Below are 15,470 nucleotides of genomic sequence, written 5' to 3'. Positions count from 1 at the left end.
ATCACTTGAGCCCCCGCACGCGGCACAGGGTCTGATACTCACACCAGCCGCAGTTCGCCTCCAGGACAATGGGCAGATCCGCCGGAAGATGCTCTGCGGCATCGTCGACGCCGGAGGCGACGAGCCTGCCGGCCGATGCGGCGTTCGTCATCAGCCTCCAGGATTCCCTGACCGCCTGCCACGTCTCCGCATGCGCTCGGCCCCCGTTGACCAGCCGGCCGATCAGTCCGTCTTCCGACAGCGTGGCGAACTGGCGCTGGTTCAGCAGGAAGTAGCCTGCACGATACGGGGCGCCCTGCGCGACCATCGCGCCGTAGGTGGCGAGCTGGATTGCGGCCCCCTTTTCAAGCTCCGTCAGCCGTCCCTTGGGGTTGCGTGTCCATTTGAGGTCGATGATCACGTGCCGGCCCTCAGGATCCCGCGCGACCAGATCCACCGCGCCGCGCACCGCAAGCGCCTCGACGAAACTGGCGCTCACCTGCAGCTCCGAAGCCTCCACCACGAGCCGGTTCTCCGCAAGCGTGCGGGCGAGTTCCGCCATCGCGGACGGCAGCCGGTCCATGGCGTCGGCCAGTTGCGCCGCGAACTCCGGCAGGCGCAGAGGCGCAGCCATCGAGTCGACGAGTTCCGCGAGTATCACGCGAGCGCGTCGGGCAGCGTGCTCGGGCGCCGGAGGAGCGCCAGGCAGGAATATGTCGTGTGCGAGAGCATGCGCGAGATTGCCCAGGAGCTGGCTTGCATCCGGGATGGACCGCACCCGTCCCGAGCGCAGCCGCGCAACATGCTTCAGCGCCCACATCAACTGGCAGGCGAGACCGTTCTCGAAGGAGGTCGCCGAATGCTCCAGCCCACGAACCCGGTCGGCATAGCCCAGCGGCGTGGGCCACGTCGTCCTCCTCTCCGGGAGGGCGGCGAACTCCACCGCTTCGCGTTCCAGCGGGATGCCCGCGAGCGCCAGCGTCCGGGAGGACAACGCGTCCTCGATCCGGGTCGCCTCGATGAGGTGTTCGGCGGGCGCAATCCGATGCGCGAGCGGATGCATTGCGTCATCCTTGCCCGAATCCAATCTGCCCGCGACGAACACGATGCGTCCGCGAGCGTTGAGGACCGCGCGCTCCCACGCGGCGCTCGCCGCGCGTCCGGCACGGTCGGGAGCGTCGAGGGTGCAGCCTTGCTCAAGCAGCTCCTGTCTCTCCCGATCCGTCCAGGGCTGCCGTCGCGGAGCGTCCTCGTCGGCACCGAAGCCCCACCAGACGACACTCTCGACCGGTGCCCAGATCGAACCGGGATGCACGACGCTTCGCCAGGTCGCAGCCTCGGCCTCGACCGCCGGGTTACCTTGCCCCACGTCCAGAGCCTGATCGATCACCCGCTCGACCAAAGTGCGAGGGAGATGTTCGCGCCTGAGGGCCACGAGCGCGCGGCGAACGTCACCCGTGAGAGTCGCCGTGCCCAGATACAGCGCGTCGCCGTCAGCCGCATGGCGCACGCCGGCCCACGCGATCACGCGGTCGCATGTCTCCAACGCCTGCTCCAGCGGGATGCCCTGTTCCGCATCCACGATGGCAGGCTCCGCCCAAGCCCGCCACCGGCTCAGCCTAGCTTCGGCCTTCGCGAGGGCCGCTGCGTCCTGCTCAGCCGCGTTCCTCTCCGCGGCAGCCAGCTCGGACCAGGCATCGATCCAGGCAGGTCCTCCGCGTCCAGGTGCCTCCTCCAGTGCCGCAGCGAGCAGACGGCCTGCGCGCGGGGCGATCGGAGACGTCGGGAAAACGAGAAGCTCCATGAGGGCACTGGGATCGAAAGGCGCCCATGCGGCTTTGAAGGCGAGCAACAGAACCTGAAGCGATCCCCGATGGGCGGAAGCCCTGCTCCTTCCTGAGCGCGGGAGGCCCGCTCGGGCGAAGGCCTGGTCCAGCAGCTGCGTGTCGGCGTCCGGCGCCACGAGGACGACCTCCCCTTCGCCCTTGGCGGCGAACCAGTGGCTCGTCACCTCGGCGGCGAGCGCCTTGCTGACCGAGGTGGCGATCGTGACGGTCCCATCCGCAGCCCCTGCAAGGTCCTGCGAGCCGATCATCCACCTCTGCAAAGCGCCCAAGGCCGAACCATCCGGAGCGGCCGCAATCGGCTCGAGCTCGACAATGGCCACTCCGCAGGCTTCGACGCGGTCGAGCAGGCGCCGCCACCCAGCGGGATGTAGATGACGCGCATCGATCAGTCGGACCCGCCGCATCGGCAGCGGGGGCCTGTCTTCCAGAGCGGCCCATGCCGCAGCAATCCGATCCGCCTTCCCCGCAGGCAGGTCGCGGGCGGCAGCATGGGCTGCAGCGAGATCGGCAAGGCGGACGCCGTCATGGCCGGCACCCGGGCGCCACCCTGCTTCGATCAACTCATCGCGCCAACCGAGCAGCGTACGGGCCGTCGCCCAGCCGTCCACCCCGAGCGACCGGGACCAGAACCTCGAAGTGGAGGACATCGCTTCGAGAGCGGACTGGAAGGCTGCGATCCTCACCACCGCGGGAACCGAGGGCGAGCCGAGACCGCACGCGGTCTCGATCAGATCAAGCATGCCGTTGGGGCCGACGACGGGAGCTCCGAAGGATGCCGGGCCCTCTCCGCCGTGCTCCGGCCAAGCTCCAGCATCGGCCCAGAGGCCGAAAACAACGTCCATCATAAACATCCATCCTCGTTCCCAGGGAACACCGTCCCATCGGAGTCACGCAAGCCGCCGATCGAAGCAGCGCCTGCGAAGAAGGTCGGCTGGCCAGCGCCTCCCGGTCAGGCCTGCTCCGCCCGGACCGCCACGAGATGACGGGTTCCGCCATATACCCGCCGCATGAGCCAGGCGCGTTCATCCTCCACGCAGGCGGCCGATATGGACCGGATCCACGTTCTGCGCCCGGACGGTCTTCGGTAGCCCCGCTCCCGAAGCAGGGACGTCGCGCCTATCGGCACGGAGCCCGCCTCGACCATCAAGGCCGAGGCATCCTCCGGCTCCGACAGCGCCTGAAGCACCGAACGTCCGTCCGGAAGCCCAAGTTCGAGCAGATTGAGGATCACGTTCGTCCTGTCCCCGCCTGCATCCCCATCAAGGAACCAGCCGCATCCAGAGAGCAAGCCGCGGAGATCGCTGCGGGCGAAGCCGTGCGCATGCCAATCCACATCGTCGAGAGTGCACGTCCAGCGGGTCGCCGGAAGACAGAGGCGCCGATCGACGAAAGGGCGATGGTTAGATGCGCCGTGGCTGACGAGCATGTCGGCGGACGCGATCAGACCGAACGCCTCGCCATCGCTGATGGTGCGACCAGCCACGTCCAGCTGCGTGATGCCGGTCGCCTGAACCTGCTCGGGCGCAAGCTCGAAGCCCGGATCCTCGAACCAGCTCCGAGCCTCGTGCGTCTCCACGATGCGTCCGCAGGCATCCACGTTGGCTCTCTGGAGGGTGAGCCGGAGAATCCTGTCGCGCCGAACGTCGGGACCGGTGGTCACGAGATCGAGGACGCACAACGTGCGCTCGCCCTCGCGATTTCCACCGGAACGCCGTCTCCGCATCGGCTGAAGCCGCCTGAACACTTTGAAGTCGGGATCCTGCTCCAGGACGTGCGCCATGATCCGGGTCATGGCTGGAGCTGCCAGGAGCTCGCCCAACTGCGTACGCCTCATGCCACGCACCGCATGTCGAGGAACACCTCGAAGTCCGCACGGACCCGCTCCGGATATTGTGCGGCGCGGCACAGTGTCTCTAGGACGCCATCGGTCACCAGCGCGTCGGCCAGCGGATGCGACTCCTCGAAGCCGGAATACACCTCGATGGCGTCCCAAGCGTCCTCGCCGAAGCGCCTCAAGGCGCGGCCGCGAACCTCCTCCTCGTTCACGGCCATCGTGGCCCAGATCGCCTGTTGAGAGCCGTCGTGGAAATCCACGCAGCAGGTGAACAAGCCGAGCCCGGGGCCTTTCGCCTCGACTGTCGCCGGCCGACACACGGTAGGAGACCCGACGACTTCGCTTCCCGTCAGATCGCGATAGACTTCGGGATCTCCGTCCAACTCGGTCGACACCGCGTTGAACATCACGCCTCTGGCGAACAGCTCGTGGTCCTGAGCCGCCTCGATGGGCGCCAAGCGGTCGAAGACGCGGCGGGGCGCCAGCATCCAGGTCACTGGGTCGTGCGTGAACCCCAGTCTTTGGAACCGCTTACCAGTCTGGGCAGCCAACATGACGATCCGAAGAAGCTGACGCGCCGACATCGTCACCTCGGCGTCGCCCTCAAGATCTTCCGACAACGGATCCAGATCCACGATGCTCGAGAGTGGCTGCGGATCACTAGGAGCGACGGGCTGAACGACATCGGCTGGGCGATGGTGAACATCAAACAGGATCATATTCGATCTCCGCAAAGCTGACGGAACAGGACGTCCCGGCTTGTCGGTTCACAATACTATGGACCTCGACGCATATTTCAATATGTCCAGACGCGTGGACATATTGTATTTGATGGTTTATTGGTTCTTAGGCAATCGCCTTTGAGTTTCGTCCACCATCCTCCTATCAGCGGTGGAATGGATGCCGAGGAAGCCACGACCATGCTCTCCGCACTCGCGCAGTCGACCAGGCTGAACGTCTTCCGGGTGCTGCAGGATCAAGGCGCAGAGGGACTCGCAGCGGGCCTCCTGGCTCAAAAGCTCGGCGTTCCGCACAACACCATGTCGACTCATCTCAAGGTTCTCGAGCAGGCTGGGCTTGTGTCGTCACGGCGTATAAGCCGCTCTGTGATCTACCGCGCCGACGACCGGGCCTTCGGTCAGCTGGTCGACTTCCTGGGGCGGCGGATTGCACCGGAGGCAGAACCGCAGCCTGCCGCAGCGGAAGCGCGTCGGAAGGCATGAGGCACCACCTTCTTCAGGGTTCGCGACCGCCCGCGGTTGAACGAAGTTCCGAGCCGTGCGGACAGGCCCCTTGGCACGCGTCCAATGCGACCCTAGGGCCGCAGAATTTCACGCCAAGACAGCCGAAAGCCGATTTCGCATGCAGGTAATCGTCCGCGACAACAACGTCGACCAGGCACTCCGCGCTCTCAAGAAGAAGCTGCAGCGCGAAGGCGTCTACCGCGAGATGAAGCTCCGCAAGCACTACGAAAAACCATCGGAGAAGCGCGCCCGCGAACATGCGGCCGCGATCAGCCGAGCACGGAAGGCGGATCGGAAGAGAGCCGAACGGGATCGCTGATCGGGACCTCCCAGCGACGCCTCGTCAGCAGCGATCGTGGGATCCAGCACCATCATGGCGCTTCGGTAGCGGCAGGCCGGGCTCGCGCGACCAGGCCATGTGCGCGTCGCCTGAGGCCCGAAGGCCCTTGGATCTTCCGGCACACCTGGCGGGGGACGACGCGATGCAAGGAGCTGCGTCACCCGCGCTCGGTGGCCCGCCTTGAAGGCGGGCCTTGGAACCTCAGCCGTTCAGCTTGTCCTTGACGGCCTTGGCCGGCGTGAAGCCCAGCTTCTTGGACGCGGCGATCTGGATGGTCTCGCCCGTCGACGGATTGCGTCCCTCGCGCGCCGCGCTGTCCTTGACCTTAAACTTGCCAAAGCCGTTGATGGCGATCTCCTCGCCGGCGACCGCCGCCTCCGTCATCGCGACGAACACGGCGTCTACGATCTTGCGCGATTCAGCCTTGCTCAGGCCGTTGGTCTCGGCGATGCGATCGGCCAGATCAGAGTTGTTCATGTGGTGCCCTTTGGTTGTGGAAGCGGCTCTTAGCCACACCGGCCCGGGATTCGCTACCTTCGGCCTCGTTGCTCACACGCCTCGGTCACGACCGCAGAAGCCCGCTTGCGCGACACGCAGTCACCCGTGCCCTTCCGCGGGTGGACGGCACGCAAGTGACGGGCGCCTTCTCGACCGGTAGACGGAAGATCGTGCAAAGCCTTGGACAGCGCTATCACCGCGACAAGCTCGCGAAGCTGCTCTCGATGACGTCGTTCCGCGACATCGTCGGAATGAGCTGGAGCGCCTGGGCGATGCAGAACGGGCACGCGGACGCCGCCGGCAAATACATGAACTTCCCGCCAGAGGCCGCGGACGGGGAGGCTGGCGCAAAGTTGGTGATCTATCCTTGGCAGCTCGAGACGCTCGTGAACGAGGCGCTGGCACTGCAGCGCCGTGCCGACCCCCGAGGCCGGACCTTGGTGACCGACGACTTCTCCTCGATCCTGCGGCTGGTCAAGCTGGTCCAGCGGATCGAGGAAGCCGACGACGGCGCATTCCTGCAGTCCAACGACGTGCTCTACGAAATGCACCGCCTCACTCAGCGCCAGTTCGAGTGGCAGCGGGGCTTCGCCAACATGCCTCGCTTCTACCGCACCCTCCGGACGTTCGGAGGAAGCAGAACCGCCGAGCACTTCAAGCGGCAGGTCGGCTGCACGATTCCGGAGTTCATCGAAGCAGGGTTCTTCCTTTTTGCCGGCTCGACCAACTCCGCGACACGCATCTGGTCCAGCCACCATCTGCTCGAAGGCGTCACCGCAGAGCAACGCGATCTCGTGCTGCGGCGGATATCCACGACACCCGAACTCGCTTCGGTGGAAGCCGCGAAGCTGCGCCTGAACGGCGATCATGCCGGATACAAGCCCAGCGTGCTGCGAAAGCATCCGATCCTGCGCTTCGGCCTCGAAGGTAGGGAGGCGATGGCGCCCGTGCCGCCGCTGATCCTCCAGCGCATCACCTCCGGCCTCTACTTCGACATCGTGGACGGCGGCGGCGCGATCTGGGCAGAGGTGGGCAAGCAGTTCGAGGGATATTGCCTGGACTACATCGGAGCCATGCTCGACGCATACCGCGTCGCGCCTGAAACCCGCTACGGCCCGAAGGGGCGTGGTTTCGACACGCCAGACATCCTCGTCTCCGATGATCGCGCCGTCCGGCTCGCCATCGAATGCAAGGCCAAGCGGATGCCGATCGACGCGCGCTTCTCAGGAAACCCCGTGCGCGAGGCGTCGGGATCGTATGCGGAAATCGCCAAGGGTGTGTTTCAGGTCTGGCGCTTCTTCTCGCATGCGCGGCGGGGAATCTACGGCCCGCCGGTTGCCGAGGACTGCCTCGGCATGGTCGTGACCTCCGACCCGTGGCTCGTGATGGGCCAGAAGCTGCATCCCGAAGTGATGGCCATGGCCAACGCGATGGCCGATGCAGGGGATCCGGCGATTGCGGAGGTAGACCGCCGACGCGTCCCGATCGTCCTCGTCGATGACCTTGAATACCTCCTTCAGCACGCACCGCCCGAAGAGATGTTCGTCCGCCTGAGGGCGCTCTCGGCCGACGCGAGCGGCTGGGAGTGGTCGCTGGTGCATGGCCTCCCCGCCGGGTCCGAACGGTCCTACCCGTTCGCGCGCGAGCTAGGGCACATGCTCCCCCGAGCCTTTGCACGCGAATGACCACGTAGACCCTACTGCCACTGGCGGTCGCCACCCGGAGCGGAACGCACGGCGACCCCGCTGTCATGAGCCGATGCGATGCCGGGCGCGGCCGAAAGCTCCCGCTTGCGTAGATGCTGCGCCCGTCGCCGGCCCAGACAATGCCAGCGGGGCCGCACCTCATCGCTGGTCGGCCCCGCCAAGCCCCCGTCGTCACGGAAACCCGTGGCGTGCGATCGCCTGGCGGACGGCAGCGCGAATGCCAGGGTCACGGATGTCCATGCTCGATCGGCGGCTGACCGGAAACACGGCGATGTCGCCACGGGCGCCGATGATCGAGCGAATCCCCGCGCGCAGCCCGGCCGCATTCGAACGGGTCACGACCATGCGGGTCTGCTTGCACGGCCGAACCACCGCACCCACGGTCCGCAGATAGCCATCAACGCGCCGGTAGCGCAGGTCTCCCGGCGAGGGCTGATTGAGATCGAAGGTGACGATGTAGAGCCGCAGGCGGCTGAGCGGTAAGGGCTGAAGCATGACGATCCTCGTTGTTCCATGTTGTTCCAGGAGCCTCCTGGTTGCATGTCGGCCCTGACTGTGTCAATCCTTTCGGAACAACATGGAACAACGACATGGCGAAGCATCCGTTTACTGCATCCAAGACGAAGTCCGACCGCCCCGGATGGACCATCACGTTCCGCCACCCCCTCAAGCTCGACGGACAGAGGAAGCCGGGCAGGAAGGTGCGGCGCGGCCTGGGCACCACCGAGGCCGAAGAGGCCGACAGGATGGTTGCGCAGATGAACGAGATCCTCGGCGACGACACCTGGTGGAACCCCGTCCGGCGCCGCGAAGCCGAGACGAGGTTCGCCCCCGAGATCGTCTCGGCCTTCTATGACGGGATACAGGCCACGATGGCCGACGGCGAACAGCTGCGCGACGAAGTCATGCCGCTGCCCGGCGCTTCCGATGGATATTCGCGCGTGCTGTTCGTCGGAACCACCGGCGCGGGAAAGACCACCCTGCTGCGCCAGCTGATCGGGTCGGATCCCGACGAGGACCGGTTTCCTTCGACCGCCCCCGCCAAGACCACGATCGCCGACATCGAGGTGGTCCTCGCCGAGGGAGACTATTCGGCGGTGGTCACCTTCTTTTCGGAGCAGCAGATATCGACCCTCATCGAGGAATGCGTCCTGGACGCGGCCCTCGCCGCTCACGGCAACGCGGATCGAAGCAGGGTGGCCGAGCGCTTCCTGAACCATCGCGACCAGCGGTTCCGGCTCAGCTACGTCCTTGGTCCCTGGAAGTCCGACATCGATGGCGACGACTTCTCCTTCGACGATGACGAAGAGGTGGACGCCGGGCGCGACGGAGGAGATGGGGATGGCCTGAGCGAGGCAGAGCGCGAGCAGAACCGGCAGGCGCTCGAGGGCATGGTCGAGCGCATCGAAGGTCTGGCCCGGTCGATCACCCAGCGCGTCGCAGACGTGGTCGCGACCGGATCCGAAAACCTTCGGCCCGAAGACAGGGACGCGCTCGAGCAGCTTGTGGAGGAGGTCTTCGAGGCCGAGCTCTTCGATCAGGAGGACTTCAGCAACCTGGTCCACGACGTGCTGGACGCCATCAGATCGCGCTTCGCCATGGTCGAGGACGGGCAGCTGATCCTGTCACGCGGCGAGTGGCCGGACGGCTGGAGCTTCCAGACCTCGGACCGGACCGAGTTCATCCGGACCATCCGCTGGTTCTCGAGCAACTTCTGGCCGCATTTCGGCAGGCTGCTCACGCCCGTCGTTGACGGCGTGCGCGTGATGGGCCCCCTCTACCCAGCGATGCGCCCGCAAGGGGCTAAGCTCGTGCTCGTCGACGGACAGGGGATTGGACACACCCCGGACTACGGAGCCAGCATCTCGACGTCGGTTACCCGCCGGTTCGAGAAAATGGACGTCATCCTGCTCGTGGACAACGCGCAACAACCCATGCAGGCAGCCCCGCTCTCGGTGCTGCGCGCCGTCGCTTCGATGGGACATGGCGAGAAGCTGGCCATAGCCTTCACGCACTTCGATCTGATCAAGGGGCCCAGCCTCCAGAAGACGAGCGACCGGCGCGCTCACGTCATGGCCTCGGTGGTCAGCGCCCTTGCCCGCTTGAAGGACATCATCGGGGGCCAAGTGGTGAGCGCGATCGAACACGGCCTGGACGAGCGATGCTTCATGCTCGGCGGCACCGATCGCCGACTCGACCAGCTGCCACCCAAGGCTGCGACCTACATGCGCCGCCAGCTAGACGGGATGCTCACTCTGCTCGAAGCCGCGCATGCGGCGGAGGAGCCCGAAACCTCCGACGGCCCGACCTATGATGCACTCGGAATGCTCTTCGCGGTCCAAGACGCGGTGGCGAAATTCCGTCAGCCTTGGGCTGCCCGACTGGGCCTCGGAACCTACTCCAACGTGCGCAAGGAGCACTGGACCCGCATTAAGGCCCTCTCCAAGCGCATCGGCGGCGGATCCGCGGTCGAATACGACACCCTGCAGCCCGTGGCCGACCTTCATCGCCAGCTCCAGGAGGCGATCTCGCTCTTCCTCGACAATCCGACCAAGCCGCCCGCGGAGGACGCCGATCGCGTAGTCTCGCGCATCCGGCGGCTCGTGTCCGGAAGGCTGCTCCAGATAACCCGCCGGCGACTGATCGAAGAGGAGGCAACCGCCTGGTGGCACTCCTACTCGCTCGAGAGCGGCAAAGGCTCGACGGTGCGACGCGCAGAGCGGATAGCCGCGATCTACGCGAGGGCCGCGCCCGCGCCCGACGCCATGCTGACGTCCGAAGCCCGCGCGCTGCTCGACGAGGTGATCGAGGCCGTGTCGTCCAGCGTCGAGCTGGTCGGCGGCAAGATGGCATCCCGCGCCGGCCTCTGATCGCGTTGCCGTCCAGACGCTGCGGCGAGTGGCGGCTCGGCTCGCAGCGGACATGAGGACAGGGCCGTCTCGCCGCTCAGCCGCGCTTACGTCGTGGCTTCCAAGCCCCGGAGGCTGGCGACATCCCGCCGCGAGCGAGGGCAAGGCCATCAGTCCCGTGGCTAACGGTAGCACGCATGAACAAACCCGGCGAGCGGGTGTCGCGATCAACGATCTCGAACTGCTCCCCGCTCCTTACGCCGACCTCGGCCGGCAACATCCATCCGGCCAGCACCAGGCCAAATACGCCACCGCCTTTCTTAAGGTAGCGATGTTGGACCCCTAGGGACCGAGCGGCCCATGGGACCGCAGGTTTGCCGGAAAACCCTCACGTGGCACCCCGCCGTCTTGCAAACACGTCCTGCGGCGGAGCGTACGTCAGAGACGAAGTCGCCGATGCCGACTGATCACGCCGGCGCGTGACTGTCGCGCCGTGTTCCCCGCGATCAAGCTGAAGAAGGAGATGCAGATCGACTTGTCGCGGCAACGCCAAGTTGATGGAGGAATTAAGTGGACAGAGACGTCGCGATGCTGGCCGAGCTGCCGCCAGCAAAGTGGAGTGAAGCCCTGCGTCGCCTGGACGTGTTGAAGAGCTTCGACGCGCTGCCGGATCCGACCGGGAAAGATGTCGCGGAACACGCGGAACAGCTCGGACTCACGGTTCGGAGCTTCTACAGGCTCATCGAGGCTCACGAGATCCTCAAGATCACCGGCCGCGCACGCCGCTCTCGCCGCGGAAAGCGGCGCTGGCTGTCCTCCCAGCTCGAGAAAGTGATCCTCGAAACCATGCGGGACCTGGGGCCCGAGGCTCCCCAGCGGACAGTGCACCTAGAAGTCGTCAGGCGCTGCCGCGCTGCGGGGCTCGAACCGCCATCGGAGAACACGATCCGGACGCGGACGACCGGCACCGACGTCGACCTGCGCATCCGCCTTGGTCGACGCTTCGACATCGTCCTCGACGTCTGCCCCCTGTCGCTCGACGTGCTCGATGAAGCTGGAGAAGCGGCGATCGCGACGCTTGCCGGCGTCCAGGATGCGATCACCGGCAGGCTGCTGATCCACAGCCTGTCAGCAGGCGCTCCGAAACCTGAAGCACTCGCTCGAATGGTTGCTGAAGCGGCGGCCGAGGCTTTCGCCCAACGCGCGCTGATCGTCACCGGCGACCGCGCTCAAGCCTTGCTTCCTTACAGCGACGTGCTGAGCAAAGCCGGAGTGCGTCTGGACGCAGGCGCAAGCCACGGGGTGAGAGCGGGTTCGGCACTCATGTCGATCCTGGGACTGCGGATAGCCAAGGTGCCGTTCGCCCCCAGGCAGTCCAGGGCAGCCTCGCCGTCGCAAGCGGTAGAGCTGGCGGTGGCGCAGCGGGCGATCAGCCAATTCATACAGGAGCAGCAGTACCGCTAGGGTTGTGGCGCTTCGGTGGGCTCTGCAGGGAAATCCTCGCCGATCCTGCCGGCGCTCTCCCGCGCGGCAACGACGGCGTTGAGGGCCATGGCCGGCTCGAACACATCGATCAGCTGCTCCATGATGCGCTTCATCGAGGCTATCCGGCTCGGAGACGGCACCTTCCTAGAGCCTGGCGATATCGCCCAGCGAGACATGTAGTCATGCGAAAGCTGGATGTTGTAGTCGAGCACCTCAAGTGCCCGATCCATGCTCAAGGGTTCCGGATCTTCGTCGCGCCGCTCCACGAATGGTTCCGGAGTGGCGCGGATCATGATCTCCAGATCGCCTACGTAGCCTCCCAGGACCTTGGAAAGCGCCCCGCCGCGGCGATACTTGGCGCCGCCGACCGTTATGACCTCCACGGGCGGCTTCAACCCGGCGCCGCGGTCGACCACTCGATCCCCATCGTCATGCGAACGCTCGGGAAGCACCCAGGTAACCTTGCGCACGCGGCTGGCTACCTTCAATCGCGTGCGAAGCAGCGCGCCCATGCGACCAGCCGCGTGCGCAAGCGCCCATAGTGCAGCATCTTCCGTGCCGCTTGCGGGCCAGCGCCCGACGATGATCCCGCTGTCGGCATCCACCACGAAGGTCGCTACGAGCCAAGAGTAGCCTTGCTCCAATATCGGGATGCGAACCGCAGCCTGATCCACCAGCCATTCCCGGCCAAACTGCGCATCCGGCACCGGATCGTAGTACCTCCGATGGTGCAACGCCCGTCTGCGCACCGTCGAGGCTGAGGCGTCCGGATCAACCTCCCTGACACGCTTCACCAGTTCAGAAACCGAGAGATGCGGGCGCTGGACGATCGTGGCGGCGATGAGCTCATCAGCCTCTTCGGAGAGGGCCTGGTCCGCGTCGGCACGCTTCTTCCTGCCGGCGCCCGGAGTGGGCGCCAACGCGGCTACGGGCCCGAGTTCCTCCAGACGCTTGATCAAGCGATAGAGACTTCGGACCGTGACGCCCAAGGCGGCGGCGGCCGCTGCAGTATCGGCATTCCCGCTAGCCCGCGCCTCCAGATAAGCATCCAACTTAGCCAGGCGATCCACCACAAGTCGCTGCTTGGAGGCTGGCAATCGGGCGAACAGAGCCGTCTCCCGAGCTTCGTCCGAATTCCTGCCCGCCCTGCGGGAGAACATCTTCTTCAAAGCTGCGTCATCTTCCGCCATGCGGATCAGGTATAGCCGCCGCGTCGGCACAGCAAGCTACACAAGAGGCGCGGCCCCAAATCAGCAGGAGCGTTCGAGAGCCCGTCGGCGCGAGCCCGCCCACTTCCACCGGACGCCCAGAAGCTACCAGCCGCAAACCAGATCGAGCCAGCGAACGTGGCGCATAGGGCCTTCATCTGATTTTTCTTTCCCTCCTTCAAGTTGCAGAGATCATTAGACGATTTAGAATCAGTGACGTGATACCTGATTAGCCAAGTCAATTTTGCGTCGAAATGGCGCTTGACAACGGAAGCGCCCGTAAGCACCTTAGGGACACGATAGCGGAATTTCCTATCCAACCTAGTGTCTGCATAGAGGAGCTTACATGTCCTTCAAACATACCGCACTCGAGGAGGAACCTGGCCCTCCTCCCTCAGGAAGATCATGCGAGGTGGCCCCGCCGCCTTGCGGCAGCGAGATCAGGATCCGGTCCAGCCGCCTTCGACTGGTCGGCCGGGCAGGCTTCAATCTGATCCTGGCACATTCGACGCCGCCGTATGGCCTCTACCTGGTCGCGGATCGTGACGGCTGCCCGTCGCTGATGACGTGCAGCCAGTGGTCAGAACTGGCCCTTGTCGGCGAAGCCGAGGTGCTGCCCGCGATGCGGTCCTGCCAGGCTCCGGATCCGACCCTCAAGCTGCTCACCCAGGTTGAGCTTCTCGACGCGGCCGGCGTCAAGAACGGCGCGAAGGCAATCGCAATCTGGCTGCACCGGCACTGGACCGGGGATCTCCTCGCGACCTGGGGTCCTCACGACAACGTCCATACCATTCGCAAGTGGCGTGCCGGCGATCGTGCCCGCCGGGGCGGGGCCGCCCCGCAGAGCTAGGCGACGTCCAGCCTCAGGCGGAAAAGCCCCGCCTCATCCTTCTCGAACCATCTCCGCGCCGACCAGCACCCCTGCCCTGAAGGGCAGCGGAACGCCGTCCCGCGCCCGCAACCCAACCACCAGCACAAGGAACAGGAACATGAGCCACCGCAACCCCAAGCACGGCCTCCTCCAGCACGGGACCGTGCTGCTCGCCGACACCTTCCTCGAGGTCCGCCGCGTCGACGAAGGCAACAACGAGCTGCCGAAGGTCCGCCTGGTTGAGATCCCCCTCTACGCGCCCGAACCCAAGCGTCGTCCCATCGTCCGGAACATGGACGAGGCGCTGCTCAGCGCCGCCATCGATGCGGGCGAAGTGCTCGTCGTCGCAACGCGCAGATACGTGGAAGGCAAGCCCGTTCTCGCCTTCGATGCCGACATCGAGGCGCTGATGTCGCGCTGCTTCCGACCCCGCCAGCCGACCGCCAAGCCGACGATCGAGGATCTCTTCCGGCAGGGCGTCCTCTTCCGCGGCTCGGAACTCGCCGCGACGACCTACGCGTCGCGACCGCAGCGTGCAGGCAGGCGCAAACCGCAGAAGGCGTGATGCGGCGCTCCCGCCGTGAAGGTCGGGTGGCGCCTCGCCACCGGTCCGTGATGCCCAGGGCACCGCCACAAGGCGGAGCCCGCCACCGAATTCCACCAGACGATCAGAGGTCCAGATGAACAGCTTCGCCAACCACAACACCTCCTTCAATGCGAATGATCCGCAGCCGGATCATCCCGGCAACCGCCGCTCCGAATTCGTTCTGGGCGCCGAACGTGCAGCCATGTACCGCACCGACCCCCGGTTCGGAGCGTTCCCGCCGGTGACGAAGGTCGTCATCGTCCGCGCGCCGGACGGCGATCAACTCCGCACGCAGATCACCGGGCGCAAGAGCATCCGGACTATCGGCTATCCCTCCAAAAAGATGAGTAGGAACCGCTACGCGGAGGGCGCCACCGAAATCCTGCGCCTGCCCGAGGAGGAAGTGCGCGTCGACATCGTCAAGGCGATCGCCCAGCCCCTGCGCGTCGAGGCCTTGGTGGGAGGAGCATGGTGGTCCCACCTGCCCGACTTCTCCAACCTGATGGCCGACGGCAGCCGCGTGCTGATCGACGCAAAGCGGCACTGGAGTGACTTTCGCAGGCCCGAAGCCCGCAAGCAGTCGTTCCTCGGCCAGCTCGCCGCCGACGCGATCGGATACAGATACGAGCGGATCGTCCTCGCGAACGCGGGTGGCCAGCAGCGGCGGGAGAACATCGACGAGATCCAGGCGAGCCGGTTCGTGCATGTGCCCAAGCATCTCATCGCGCGGGCGGCGGCCGCCGTTTCCAGAGGCCCGATCTCCCTCGGCAGCCTCGCATCCATGCTCCACCCCATCAACGGCCGGTCGATGGCCTACGCCCTGATGGTGCAGCGCGTGGTCGAGATCGATCTCGAAGCGCGCCTGACCGAGCGCAGCGAGTGCCGGGCCGTACCGCCACTCCGGCTGGCCATGCCCAGCCTGCGCCGCTGAGTGCTCCACGACGGGCCTAGACCAGGACCGCCGATGCTTTCGAGGCCCGAAGTGGCCCTCTCCGAAATCGATCCACCCTCAGGCGCGCGGCC

General features: G+C 65.9%; 14 protein-coding genes. 8 read left to right on the top strand and 6 right to left on the bottom strand.

Annotation, left to right across the window (positions count from 1 at the left end):
* Window position 1: 1 nt before the first annotated feature.
* The 3 genes from LZ586_RS15225 to LZ586_RS15215 form a co-directional block, all read right to left on the bottom strand.
* Window positions 2–2,671, bottom strand: a complete 2,670-nt coding sequence (locus LZ586_RS15225; RefSeq protein ID WP_235077124.1) for a PD-(D/E)XK nuclease family protein — start codon at window positions 2,669–2,671, stop codon at window positions 2–4.
* A gap of 104 nt (window positions 2,672–2,775) precedes the next feature.
* Complete coding sequence (locus tag LZ586_RS15220) at window positions 2,776–3,618, bottom strand: hypothetical protein (RefSeq protein WP_235077123.1); 843 nt, start codon at window positions 3,616–3,618, stop codon at window positions 2,776–2,778.
* Window positions 3,619–3,656: 38 nt separating this feature from the next.
* A complete protein-coding gene (locus LZ586_RS15215) occupies window positions 3,657–4,379 on the bottom strand; it encodes a hypothetical protein (RefSeq protein ID WP_235077122.1) in 723 nt (240 codons plus the stop codon).
* A 177-nt stretch (window positions 4,380–4,556) separates the two neighbouring features.
* Here LZ586_RS15215 and LZ586_RS15210 point away from each other — a divergent pair, with 177 nt between their 5' ends.
* Together LZ586_RS15210 and rpsU are read left to right on the top strand one after the other, a co-directional pair.
* Window positions 4,557–4,883 (top strand): ArsR/SmtB family transcription factor, encoded by a 327-nt coding sequence (locus LZ586_RS15210; RefSeq protein ID WP_235077121.1) that lies wholly within the window; start codon window positions 4,557–4,559, stop codon window positions 4,881–4,883.
* Window positions 4,884–5,022: 139 nt separating this feature from the next.
* Complete coding sequence (rpsU, locus tag LZ586_RS15205; protein WP_184086449.1) at window positions 5,023–5,223, top strand: 30S ribosomal protein S21; 201 nt, start codon at window positions 5,023–5,025, stop codon at window positions 5,221–5,223.
* A gap of 222 nt (window positions 5,224–5,445) precedes the next feature.
* On the opposite strand, the gene LZ586_RS15200 is transcribed toward rpsU, so the two are convergent.
* Window positions 5,446–5,760, bottom strand: coding sequence for an HU family DNA-binding protein (locus LZ586_RS15200; RefSeq protein WP_261346011.1), 315 nt, complete (start codon window positions 5,758–5,760; stop codon window positions 5,446–5,448).
* Window positions 5,761–5,861: 101 nt separating this feature from the next.
* Here LZ586_RS15200 and LZ586_RS15195 point away from each other — a divergent pair, with 101 nt between their 5' ends.
* On the top strand, window positions 5,862–7,427 hold the full coding sequence (locus LZ586_RS15195; RefSeq protein WP_235077119.1) for a hypothetical protein: 1,566 nt from the start codon (window positions 5,862–5,864) through the stop codon (window positions 7,425–7,427).
* Between the two features lie 192 nt (window positions 7,428–7,619).
* Here the strand turns inward: LZ586_RS15195 and LZ586_RS15190 are convergent, their stop codons facing one another.
* A complete protein-coding gene (locus tag LZ586_RS15190; protein ID WP_235077118.1) occupies window positions 7,620–7,943 on the bottom strand; it encodes a hypothetical protein in 324 nt (107 codons plus the stop codon).
* 95 nt (window positions 7,944–8,038) lie between these two features.
* On the opposite strand from LZ586_RS15190, the gene LZ586_RS15185 reads away from it, so the two are divergent.
* On the top strand, window positions 8,039–10,318 hold the full coding sequence (locus LZ586_RS15185) for a Rab family GTPase (protein ID WP_235077117.1): 2,280 nt from the start codon (window positions 8,039–8,041) through the stop codon (window positions 10,316–10,318).
* Between the two features lie 549 nt (window positions 10,319–10,867).
* Complete coding sequence (locus LZ586_RS15180; protein WP_235077116.1) at window positions 10,868–11,761, top strand: hypothetical protein; 894 nt, start codon at window positions 10,868–10,870, stop codon at window positions 11,759–11,761.
* On the opposite strand, the gene LZ586_RS15175 is transcribed toward LZ586_RS15180, so the two are convergent.
* Window positions 11,758–12,972: a helix-turn-helix domain-containing protein gene (locus tag LZ586_RS15175; protein WP_235077115.1), complete on the bottom strand. Its 1,215-nt coding sequence runs from the start codon at window positions 12,970–12,972 to the stop codon at window positions 11,758–11,760. The two genes, LZ586_RS15180 and LZ586_RS15175, sit on opposite strands and share 4 nt — an antisense overlap.
* A 364-nt stretch (window positions 12,973–13,336) precedes the next feature.
* Here LZ586_RS15175 and LZ586_RS15170 point away from each other — a divergent pair, with 364 nt between their 5' ends.
* From LZ586_RS15170 to LZ586_RS15160, 3 genes are all read left to right on the top strand, one after another.
* Window positions 13,337–13,840: a hypothetical protein gene (locus tag LZ586_RS15170; protein ID WP_235077114.1), complete on the top strand. Its 504-nt coding sequence runs from the start codon at window positions 13,337–13,339 to the stop codon at window positions 13,838–13,840.
* Between the two features lie 139 nt (window positions 13,841–13,979).
* Window positions 13,980–14,426 carry a hypothetical protein gene (locus tag LZ586_RS15165; protein ID WP_235077113.1) on the top strand — a complete coding sequence of 149 codons (447 nt, stop codon included), beginning with the start codon at window positions 13,980–13,982 and terminating at the stop codon, window positions 14,424–14,426.
* 115 nt (window positions 14,427–14,541) lie between these two features.
* On the top strand, window positions 14,542–15,378 hold the full coding sequence (locus LZ586_RS15160) for a hypothetical protein (protein ID WP_235077112.1): 837 nt from the start codon (window positions 14,542–14,544) through the stop codon (window positions 15,376–15,378).
* Window positions 15,379–15,470: the final 92 nt, after the last annotated feature.

It is taken from the genome of Sphingomonas sp. S2-65 (assembly GCF_021513175.1).
Classification (GTDB): Bacteria; Pseudomonadota; Alphaproteobacteria; order Sphingomonadales; family Sphingomonadaceae; genus Sphingomonas.
This window is presented reverse-complemented; position numbering and strand designations above follow the sequence as displayed.

Coding starts and splice junctions, on each gene's coding strand:
- rpsU (WP_184086449.1), top strand. CDS start 5,023: ATGCAGGTAATCGTCCGCGACAACAACGTCGACCAGGCACTCCGCGCT.
- LZ586_RS15160 (WP_235077112.1), top strand. CDS start 14,542: ATGAACAGCTTCGCCAACCACAACACCTCCTTCAATGCGAATGATCCG.
- LZ586_RS15190 (WP_235077118.1), bottom strand. CDS start 7,943: ATGCTTCAGCCCTTACCGCTCAGCCGCCTGCGGCTCTACATCGTCACC.
- LZ586_RS15170 (WP_235077114.1), top strand. CDS start 13,337: ATGTCCTTCAAACATACCGCACTCGAGGAGGAACCTGGCCCTCCTCCC.
- LZ586_RS15215 (WP_235077122.1), bottom strand. CDS start 4,379: ATGATCCTGTTTGATGTTCACCATCGCCCAGCCGATGTCGTTCAGCCC.
- LZ586_RS15220 (WP_235077123.1), bottom strand. CDS start 3,618: ATGACCCGGATCATGGCGCACGTCCTGGAGCAGGATCCCGACTTCAAA.
- LZ586_RS15185 (WP_235077117.1), top strand. CDS start 8,039: ATGGCGAAGCATCCGTTTACTGCATCCAAGACGAAGTCCGACCGCCCC.
- LZ586_RS15210 (WP_235077121.1), top strand. CDS start 4,557: ATGGATGCCGAGGAAGCCACGACCATGCTCTCCGCACTCGCGCAGTCG.
- LZ586_RS15175 (WP_235077115.1), bottom strand. CDS start 12,972: ATGGCGGAAGATGACGCAGCTTTGAAGAAGATGTTCTCCCGCAGGGCG.
- LZ586_RS15165 (WP_235077113.1), top strand. CDS start 13,980: ATGAGCCACCGCAACCCCAAGCACGGCCTCCTCCAGCACGGGACCGTG.
- LZ586_RS15225 (WP_235077124.1), bottom strand. CDS start 2,671: ATGATGGACGTTGTTTTCGGCCTCTGGGCCGATGCTGGAGCTTGGCCG.